Origin of the sequence: Sphingomonas sp. 1185 (genome assembly GCF_040544655.1) — a bacterium.
GTDB lineage: Bacteria > Pseudomonadota > Alphaproteobacteria > Sphingomonadales > Sphingomonadaceae > Sphingomonas.
Genome location: NZ_JBEPKL010000007.1, coordinates 147705 through 157331, shown reverse-complemented (window position 1 = coordinate 157331; position 9627 = coordinate 147705). Strand labels below are relative to the sequence as shown.

General features: G+C 67.3%; 9 protein-coding genes. 5 read left to right on the top strand and 4 right to left on the bottom strand.

Annotation, left to right across the window (positions count from 1 at the left end; translation table 11 throughout):
* The 3 genes from ABIC44_RS19620 to ABIC44_RS07880 form a co-directional block, all read left to right on the top strand.
* Positions 1–317, top strand: a 317-nt coding sequence (locus ABIC44_RS19620; protein WP_502959829.1) for an integrase core domain-containing protein, incomplete at its 5' end; no start/stop codon positions are given.
* 516 nt (positions 318–833) lie between these two features.
* Positions 834–1010 carry a hypothetical protein gene (locus ABIC44_RS07885; protein ID WP_354294717.1) on the top strand — a complete coding sequence of 59 codons (177 nt, stop codon included), beginning with the start codon at positions 834–836 and terminating at the stop codon, positions 1008–1010.
* A complete protein-coding gene (locus ABIC44_RS07880) occupies positions 940–1305 on the top strand; it encodes a DUF4878 domain-containing protein (RefSeq protein WP_354294706.1) in 366 nt (121 codons plus the stop codon). The genes ABIC44_RS07885 and ABIC44_RS07880 overlap by 71 nt, the downstream gene beginning before the upstream one ends.
* 117 nt (positions 1306–1422) lie before the next feature.
* Here the strand turns inward: ABIC44_RS07880 and ABIC44_RS07875 are convergent, their stop codons facing one another.
* From ABIC44_RS07875 to ABIC44_RS07860, 4 genes are read right to left on the bottom strand one after another with little or no spacing between them, the layout of a single operon-like run.
* On the bottom strand, positions 1423–1680 hold the full coding sequence (locus ABIC44_RS07875) for a hypothetical protein (RefSeq protein WP_309697963.1): 258 nt from the start codon (positions 1678–1680) through the stop codon (positions 1423–1425).
* A 6-nt stretch (positions 1681–1686) separates the two neighbouring features.
* Positions 1687–4962 (bottom strand): error-prone DNA polymerase, encoded by a 3276-nt coding sequence (locus tag ABIC44_RS07870; RefSeq protein ID WP_354294705.1) that lies wholly within the window; start codon positions 4960–4962, stop codon positions 1687–1689.
* Positions 4962–6746: a Y-family DNA polymerase gene (locus ABIC44_RS07865; RefSeq protein ID WP_354294704.1), complete on the bottom strand. Its 1785-nt coding sequence runs from the start codon at positions 6744–6746 to the stop codon at positions 4962–4964. Before ABIC44_RS07865 ends, ABIC44_RS07870 begins: the two co-directional genes overlap by 1 nt.
* Positions 6664–7425, bottom strand: a complete 762-nt coding sequence (locus tag ABIC44_RS07860; RefSeq protein WP_502959830.1) for an ImuA family protein — start codon at positions 7423–7425, stop codon at positions 6664–6666. Before ABIC44_RS07860 ends, ABIC44_RS07865 begins: the two co-directional genes overlap by 83 nt.
* A gap of 479 nt (positions 7426–7904) precedes the next feature.
* Here ABIC44_RS07860 and ABIC44_RS07855 point away from each other — a divergent pair, with 479 nt between their 5' ends.
* Together ABIC44_RS07855 and ABIC44_RS07850 are read left to right on the top strand one after the other, a co-directional pair.
* Positions 7905–8531 (top strand): SOS response-associated peptidase, encoded by a 627-nt coding sequence (locus tag ABIC44_RS07855; RefSeq protein WP_354294701.1) that lies wholly within the window; start codon positions 7905–7907, stop codon positions 8529–8531.
* A 2-nt stretch (positions 8532–8533) separates the two neighbouring features.
* Positions 8534–9514: an MBL fold metallo-hydrolase gene (locus tag ABIC44_RS07850; RefSeq protein WP_354294700.1), complete on the top strand. Its 981-nt coding sequence runs from the start codon at positions 8534–8536 to the stop codon at positions 9512–9514.
* The last annotated feature ends 113 nt before the right edge of the window (positions 9515–9627 follow it).

Genomic DNA, 9627 nt, shown 5'->3' with positions numbered 1-9627 from the left:
GCTCAGTTCGCCGTCATCTTCGGCGAGCGTTTCATCCGGGCCATGGCGGCGTAATGTTCATCCGCCCGCCCGCACACGAAATTCCTGACACTCCCCTGAACGAGACGCTGTTCTTCACCATCGGCCAGGCCCGCTCGATCCTGGCGCGCTGGGTCGACGACTACAATACCGAGCGGCCGCACTCGTCGCTCGGCTACGCCACTCCGGCAGCCTTCGCTGCCGGGCTCGAACAGCAACGGGCGGGGTTAACCCCGCCCGTTGCTTCACCAGCGCTCATGCGCGACAACACCGGTCGGTCTCTGGTTGCAGCTGGATGAAAGACCGGGGTCACGTCACTACTTGCACGCACTCGAGCCCCTTCCTCTCCCGCATGAAAGAACGTCTGCCTCTGACGATCGGCGCCCGGAAGCCGACCGTCCTCTTTCCTGCCACGCCGGGCGTTCGTCCAACCAGAGCGACAGCGTACGATGCGCTGATTCCAATATGCACGAATGGCAGATACGAGAAGCTGGTGAGGCGCACCCAATGACCGATTATGGGTCTCGCCTGACGCATCTTTAGCCCCAGCGCGCGGCGAAGCAGCTCGATGGTTGGTCTGGCGAGATCGACGCGCGCGGCGCGAAGGTCGTTCGGCTCCGAAAAGTCCGGTCGCCACTCGCCTCGTCTCGTCTCGCTCGTTAGCGTCCACGATCGTGGTGTAATTTCCCGGTGTAGATGACGGTGTGTGCCGGGGTGGGGCCGAGGCCCCATCCCGGCGTCGGCGTCACGGTGGCCACCGGGCGCATCGGATATGGTGGAGTTTCCAGACTTCAACCTGACCCGAGGAATTCCCGATGACCGATGACAGACTACCGCTTGCCGAGCTGATGGCGAAGACCGGCGACGGCGATTTCCTGCGCAGCGTTGCCGAGAGCGTGCTGCAGATCATCATGGAGGAGAATGCATATTCGTCCGCTGTTCGCAGCCGCCGCACTTCTCGCACTGACCGCCTGCGGCCAGGGACCGGGTGACGCTGCCCGTGCCGCGATGGAGGCAGCCGGGCGCGGTCAGACCGCCGAGGCGCTCGAACGCATTGATCCGGAGATCAAGGCGACCGCCGGAATTTTCATCACGCCGATGCTGCAAGGCAAGGCCGCGAATGCGCAGAAGCGGGGCGGCGTGACGTCTGTCGAGGTCGAGAAGGTCGACCAAACGGATGCGGATCACGCACTGGTGACCACCGTCACCCGCTTTGGCGACGGGTCGACGCAGACCGACACCGGCAAGGTACGAAAAGTCGACGGCAAGTGGTACATCACGATGTGAGGTTACACACGCCCGTTCCGAGCCGATAATCGCCACGTTCCATGCTCGGCCTATGCGAGAATGGCTGGCTGGCTGGGGGCAGTCCAGCGTGCTGGCTTCGGTGCGCTGGACAAGCGCCTAGCGAGGATCGCTCCCGATCTGCCGGATAATGCCGTTCAGCGCTGCGGTGCATCCCTGCGCGCGACCGATATCGTGATCGGTGCCGGCCGAGTTCCAGAACATATCGAGCGGCCAGCGCTCCGGGCAATGTGCGATCAGGCAGCGAAGCGCGAGCCGCACCTCGATTGTGTCGACCTTGCCCTTGCCCGACCGCGCGGCGGCCCCGCGCAGGATGTGGAGCGACAAGTCTATGATGATCCGCTGATGGCGCGACATGGCCGATCAATGAAAGTCGCGGGACTTGATCCGCACCACCTGTTCGGGGTCTTGGCCATTGGCGTGCGGTGGCCAGTAGCTGTCGCGCGGGCCCGGTCGCCAGCCGGCATCGCCCCGGTCGGGCGACCCGGCATGGCGCGCACCGTCTCCCCGGCCGGTCGCATGGGGGAAGTCCATCTGTCCGACTTGGGCGAGCAGTCGGCCATAGTCGATGATCCGGTCGCAGATGACGTGGATGACTAGCCCCTCGCGCTGCACCCGGCCCTTCATCCCGATCATTGCGGCCGACATGACGGTCCGGCGCTGCGCCTCGAACCGATCGGGCCAGAGGATGCCGTTGGCGATGCCGGTCTCGTCCTCGATGGTGATGAATAGCACGCCCTTGGCGCTGCCGGGCTTCTGGCGGACGAGGATGATCCCCGCCACCTCGACATGGCGGCCGTCCTTGATGTGGGCGAGGTCGGCGCAGCGGACGATGCCGCGGCGGGTGAGGTCCTGGCGCAGGAAGGCTAGGGGGTGGGCGCGCAGCGACAATTGCAGCGCGCGGTAATCCTCCACCACCTCGCGGCCCTCGGTCAGCGGGCGGAGCGACACGTCTGGCTCCAGCCCCTCCGGGCTGAACGAGGCTTCGCGCGCATCGGCGGCGGCGAACAGTGGGAGGGGGGTCTCACCCAGGCCCTTCACCTTCCATAACCCCTGACGGCGATCCTCGCCCAGCGCATGGAAGGCATCCGCTTCGGCCAGTCGCTCGATCGCTGCACGGGGCACGCCCGCACGCCGCCACACCTCTTCGACCGACTGGAAAGAGGCGTCTCCCCGCGCCGCGACGATCGCCGCACCATGCGCATTGGCAAGGCCGCGCACCTGGCATAGTCCGAGCCGCACGGCGAGATAGCGGCCACGGGTCGGTTCCAGCGTACAGTCCCAGCGGCTGGCGTTGACGCAGGCCGGCCGTACCTCGACGCCGTGCTCGCGCGCGTCGCGGACGACCTGGGCGGGCGCGTAGAAGCCCATCGGCTGGGCGTTGAGCAGCGCCGCGCAAAACACGTCGGGATGATGATGCTTCATCCAGCAACTGGCATAGGCGATCTTGGCGAAGCTGGCGGCGTGGCTCTCGGGGAAACCGTAGGAGCCGAAGCCCTCGATCTGCTTGAAGGTCCGTTCGGCGAAGTCGCGGGGGTAGCCGCGCGACACCATGCCCTCGACCAGCTTGTCGTAGAAGTGGCTGACCCCGCCGGTGAACTTGAACGTCGCCATGGCGCGGCGGAGCTGGTCGGCCTCGACCGCGGTGAAGCCTGCACCGACGATCGCGACCTTCATCGCCTGTTCCTGGAACAGCGGCACGCCCAATGTCTTCTCCAAGACCGCGCGCAATTCCGGACGGGGATAGTCGGGCTTCTCGCGCCCCTCGCGGCGGCGGAGGTACGGATGGACCATGTCGCCCTGGATCGGCCCCGGTCGCACGATCGCGACCTCGATGACGAGGTCGTAGAAACGCGCCGGCTTCATGCGCGGCAGCATGCTCATCTGCGCGCGGGACTCGATCTGGAAGGTGCCGAGCGTGTCGGCCTTCTGGATCATCGCATAGACGTTCGCATCGTCGTCCTGCAGGTCGGCCATGCCGACCGCCACGCCCTTGGCTTCCTCCAGCAGGTTGAAGGCGCGGTTCATGCAGCCGAGCATGCCCAAGCCCAGCACATCGACTTTCATGAACTTCAGCGCATCGATATCGTCCTTGTCCCATTCGATGACCTGCCGGTCGACCATCGCGGCGGGCTCGATGGGGACGAGATCGTCAAGCCGGTCATGGGTGAGGACGAAGCCGCCGGGATGTTGTGACAGGTGGCGCGGTACGCCGATCAGCTGGCGCGACAGCTCTAGCGCCAGGCGCAGCCGCCGGTCATCCATGTTGAGGCCGAGCTGGGTAACCTGTTTCTCGCCGACGCCCTCCTGGCTCCAGCCCCAGATGAGGCCGGCAAGCGCCTTGGTCAAATCCTCGGGCAGGCCCAGCGCCTTGCCGACCTCACGCACCGCTCCGCGGGCGCGGTAGCGGGTGACGACCGCGGTTAGTGCGGCATGGTTGCGCCCATAGGTGTCATAGATCCACTGGATGATCTCCTCGCGCCGTTCATGCTCGAAATCGACGTCGATGTCGGGCGGTTCGCGGCGTTCTCCGGAGACGAAGCGCTCGAACAGCAGCTCATGCTTGATCGGGTCGATGCTGGTGATGCCGAGCACAAAGCAGACGCAGCTGTTGGCGGCGGACCCGCGCCCCTGACAGAGGATACCGCGCCTGCGGCTCTCCGCGACGATGCTGTTCACCGTGAGGAAGTACGGAGCGTAGCCCAGCTCGCCGATCAGCCTGAGCTCGTGTGCGATCTGGTCGCGATAGGCTTGCGGCAGGCCCTCGGGGAACATCCGTGCCGCCGCCGTCTCGGTCAGCCGTTCGAGTGCGCCTTGCGCGGTCAGTCCTTCTACCACGCGCTCCTGCGGATATTGGTAGCTGAGTTCGCCGAGGTCGAAGGTGCAGGCGCGCGCGATCGCGGCGGTGGCCGCGATCGCATCTGGGAAGGCGGCGAAGCGACGCTCCATTTCCTCAGGCGACTTGAGGTGGCGATCGGCATGACGCTCACGGGCATAGCCGAGCGTGTCGACGGTGCATTTCTCGCGGATCGCGGTGACCACGTCCTGCAACAGACGCGCTTGCGGAGCATGGTACAGGATGTCGCCGATGGCGACGGTCGCGACCCCTGCAGCCGCCGCCTGCATCGATAGCTGGTGCAGGCGAAGCGCGTCGTCGGGCCGCCGCCGGAAGGCAAGGCCGAGATAGCCGCGCCCGCCGAATGTCTTGTGCAGATCGACAAGATGGCGGTCCGTCATCTTGTCGGCCTCGTGCGGGAGCAGGATCGCAATCAACCCCTCATTCCAGGCAACCACATCCGCCCAACCGAGCGTGCAGCCGCCCTTGCCCGCGCGCGACTTGCCCAGCGTCAGTAGCCGGGTGAGCCGCGACCAGGCGTTCTTGTCGGTTGGATAGAGCAGCAGCGCCCGCCCATCGTCGAGATCGACGCGCGCGCCTGCGATCATCCGCACGGCAGTGGCCTTCTGCGCCTCCCACCCGCGCACCAGTCCGGCGACACTGCCCCGGTCGACGATTCCGAGCGCGGTGTGGCCTTGCAGCGCGGCTGCGGCGAAGAGTTCGTCGGGGCTGGAGGCGCCGCGCAGGAACGAGAAATGGCTCGTCACCTGAAGCTCGACATAGGTCGTGGTGGGGGCAGCCATCAGCCGAATAGCCCGTGGAGGTACCAGCTGAGATCACCGGTTGCGGCATCGACCCCGTCGCCGCGGCGGAACAGCCAGAAGCGTGCGCCGGTGTCGTCCTCGACCCGAAAATAGTCGCGCACCGCCCAGACCTCGCCGTCGCGCCGCCACCATTCGCCGTGAATGCGCTCCGGACCATCTCCGGCCACCACCGCATGGACCTGCCCGCGCCAGGTGAAGCGGCGCGGCGGTGCGTCGGGGAGGAGGGCGAGCACGCCGGTCAGCGGCTCGGGCCGGCTGAGCAGCCGTACCGGCCGGCGCCAGGCCGGCCAGCCAGTCGGCGCGGCGAGCGGCGGCGCGCGGCGTACCGCGCGTTCGGGCACGTCGCTCTCGACTGGCGCGGCGGTGAACAGCGCCGCCTCGCCGACCCGGCCGGCGATCTGGTCGACAAGCGTCGCGACGTCGGGCACCGCCGCCTCGCCGGTCAGGTCACCCGCCACCGCGGTAGCACCCAGCGGATCGGTCCGCGTCGCGGCGAGGCGCATCGTCTCTATCCCGTCACCCGGATCGATCCGCTCGATGCGCAGGTGGAAGAGGCGGGCGAGATGCACGACATCGCGGGTCGCGCGCGCGGTGCCGATCGCGAGCCGCTGCTCGCTGCCGTCGATCCGGTCGAGCAGCAGCACCAATGTGCGCACACCGCGCCCGCGCGCCTGCAACAGCAGCATCATGTCGGCGAGCAGGTCGGCGATCACTTGCTCAATCGCCTCGGCGGTGCCGATCGGCTCGAGCAGCCGGCGCTTTGCGACCGGCGTCTCCTCGGGCACGACCGGCACGATCGGTTCGGGGACACGCCCCAGTGCCTCGTCGAGGCGGCGGACACTCGCCATGCCTAGCCGCCGGGCGAGCGGCCCGCGTGGCAGCGGCAGGAGATCGGCGATCCGGTCGAGCCCAAACCGGTTCGCCGCCGCTGTTGCCTCCGGGGGTAGGCGGAGTGCGGCAGGAGGTAAGGGAGCCAGCGCCTGTGCCTCTTGTCCGCCGGGAACCAGCAGGATGGCATCGCGACCGAAACGGGCGAGCGCATGAGCTGCGCCCGGCGTGGAGGCGACCGTGACTCGTGCGGTCAGGCCGAAGCGTCGGCAGAACCCGACCAGTCGTTGGCAGAAGCGGGTCTCGCCCCCGTGCAGATGCGCGACGCCGCTCAGGTCCAGCCACAGCCCGTCCGATCCGCTGACCGCGGCGGTCGGTGTCCAATGGCGCACGGCATGCAGCGCCAGATCCGCCAGCAACGCCATATCTGCCGCCCGGTCGGCGGGGCGGATGTCGAGATCCGGGATTAGCGCCCGCGCCTGCGTCACCGCCATGCCCGGGGTCAGTCCGAGCGTCATCGCCGCCGGGCAAGCGGCGGAGATCACCTGTCGCTGTCCGATCTGCTCAGCCAATACCATCGGCACGAGGTTCAACGCGGGTGCTGGCCCTGATACTGCCTTGTGCTGACCCGGTGCGCTGGGGTGTCTGAACGGATGGTCCGCCGCCTCAGACCGACGACCCAGCTCGCGCATCGGCGGTCGCTGGTGCAGCGGCAGTGCCGCTACCTGCTTCTCCACCGTTGCACGCGCAGCGCCTTGCGCCCAGCGCGCACCGGGACGCCAGCCGCCGCCCCGCGGCACCGAGCAGGCACCGGGGTCGTCGTCGATGGGAAGCATAGGCGCGGGCCTTGGTTCAGGCAGCGCGCGCGGCCGCTCCAGCCGTCGCATTCGCTCGATCGCGAGATGCGGCAGGTAGAGCGAGGCGACCCGTGTCATCGCATGCCTCCAAGTCCATCGTGAAGCCCGGGCCACCGCGCTGGCGTGCCAGCTCGACCATCCAGCGCGCGCGGCCGACCCCGGGGGCGAGGAGCGGCGCGGAAGGCGCGCAGGCGATCCGCCACCGTGTCATGGCCGCCGACAGCTCGGTCAGTGGGCAGGTGCCCTGTCGGCGCCAGCGACGCGAGAGCAGGGCAGGGGTATTTCCCGTCATTGCCGCCAGCTGCAGTCGCCGGGTCGCAACCATGTCGGCGCGCTTTACCTCGCCGACGACCGCTGCAAGCCCGCCATGACGCAAGCCATCCTCCATGACGGCCAGAACGTCCTTGTCTTCACGTACCTCGGCGAAGAACAGCGTTGCAGGGCTGAGCCCGGCCTGTTCGAGACCCGGCGCATAGAGGTCGAACCGGGTGAGCGCCCAGAGCACCCGGCGGCCGCTCAGCGCTGCTGCGCGCGCGGCAATCCCGACCGCGAACAGCGTGGCAGCTGCATCATCTGTAAGGGTCGGTGTCGCCGAAGACGTCTCGTGCAGACCGCCGAGCGCAAGGCCGCCGCCCGTCAATCGCTTGTCTATCGCCTCGATGCCGAAAGGCAGGACTGCACCCTCACCGCTGCGCACAGCGCCTATGGCATTCCGTAGGCGTGCCAGTGTTTCGAGGGGTGGGGCGGTGGAAGACATCATTGTTGCGACTCATATGTTCTTTATATGTTCCGTTGATTCCGCAAGCGGGTCAAGGCGTTGCGGAAGCGGATCGATAATCGGAACGGGACAGGGCCGTGGCAGATGAGGGCCGTAAAAGGGGCAGCCAAGAGGGCAGGGCAGGGGCCGATCACGATCATATCGGGCGGCGTCTGCGCACGTTGGAGGAGTGTGCCCTGCACAAGCGCACGCTGCGCCTCACCTGTCCAAAATGCGGTCACGTGCGCGTCTTCGATGCCGTTGCGCTCTGGTGGATGTTTCACCGGCGAGGTTGGGACGGCACGCTGGGGGTGGTTGGTCGACGGCTATGTTGCTCGGCATGCCAGGCGGAAGGACGCACCCAGCGTCCCCATATGGTGATCGGCCGGGACCAGCCCACTGGTGCCGCTCTGCCCTATCCGGACTCCGCGACGTGGAAGAAGCTTGTCTCGCGCTACCGGTCGTGATCGAACGAGCGAATGTGTAATCTTTACAATATCAAGGTCGATCCCCGGACCTATTTCGACGCGCTTGCTGCGGTCGACGATGCGAACAACACGCTGGAGGTCGAGAAGGATTACGCGGCGCCCGGCAAACCCGGCTATGTCGTTCGCGTCGAGGAGGGCCGACGGGTGCTCAGCACGATGCGCTGGGGCTTCCCGACCCGCAAACCGCGCAAGCGGCCAGCGCGCGAGGGGGAACTGCCCTTCCTCTACGACTGGTGGACCAACGCCCGGAACATGCAGAGCAACATGTGGAAGCCTTGGCTGATGAAGGCCGAGCATCGCTGTCTCGTGCCCTTTACCCGCTTCTCTGAACCCAAGGCAGCATCCGATCGGAAGGCGCCAGGCGACACCAACTGGTGGTTCACCGTCGAGGATCAGGCGGTGCCCTGCTTCGCCGGGCTATGGAAGGTCGATCAGGATCATGACCGGGTCTATGCCTTCTGCACGACCGAGCCCAATCCGCTGGTCGCGCCCAAGCACCCCAAGGCGATGCCGGTCATCCTGCTGGCCGAAGATCAGGAACGCTGGCTGACCGCCCCGGTGGAGGAAGCGCTCAGCTTGCTGACCGCCTATCCCTCGCAGCTGATGAGCGTTGCCTGACCATGGCCCGCAACCGCTATTATGACGGTCCGCCGAGCGATCACTTCGACGGTACGCGCTTCTTCAATCCGGGCCAGCCCAGCACCGATCGAGGCTTGCGCGCCATCCTGCGCTGGAAGCTTGCGGGGGCTGCTGCCAAATGGCCGAAGTCGGTGCTGGTGACGCCCGCCAAGCCTGAGGCGCGCGTCGATGGCCTGTGCGTGACGATGGTGGGTCATGCTTCGCTGCTGATCCAGGCGGCAGGGGTGAACATCCTCACCGATCCGGTCTGGTCGGAGCGTGCCAGTCCATTCCGCCGCGTCGGGCCGAAGCGGGTGACCGCACCGGGGATCGCGTTCGACGACCTCCCCCCGATCGATGTCGTGCTGCTGAGCCACGCGCATTACGATCATCTCGATGTCGACACGCTGCGGCGCCTCCACGCCGCACACGACCCGCTGATGGCGATGCCGCTCGGCAACGATGCGATCGTCCGGGCGGCGGTACCGGCCGCGCGATGCCAGATCGGCGACTGGTGGAGCCGGCTTGACCTCGGCAACGGCACCGCGACGACACTAACACCGGCCAACCACTGGTCGAACCGCTGGCCGAGCGACACGCGCATGACGCTGTGGAGCGGGCATTATCTGGACACGCCTTCCGGGACGATCTGGTTCGTCGGCGACACCGGCTATGGCGATGGACGCATCTTCGGCGAGGTGCGCGGGAGGTTGGGTGCGCCCGATGTCGCGCTCATCCCGATCGGAGCCTATGCGCCGCGATGGTTCATGGCCGCACAGCATGTCGATCCAGCCGAGGCCGTGCGGATCTTCACAGACGTGGGGGCAGGACGTGCGCTGGGCATTCATTGGGGGACCTTCCAGCTGACCGACGAGGCCCGTGAAGCGCCGGTCGCGGAACTGGCGACAGCGCTGGACGCGGCGCGCATCGCCCCGGACCGCTTCGTCGCGGCGGAAGCGGGCGGCGTGTACCGCTTCAGCTAGAGCATCTCCAAGGGCACGCGTCCCCTGGCGCGCGGCTATAGCTCATCGGGGTGAGTGAGGGCATCCGCATCTAGCGTCAGGTCGGCCGCCGCCCGGTTATCCCGCACTGCGCG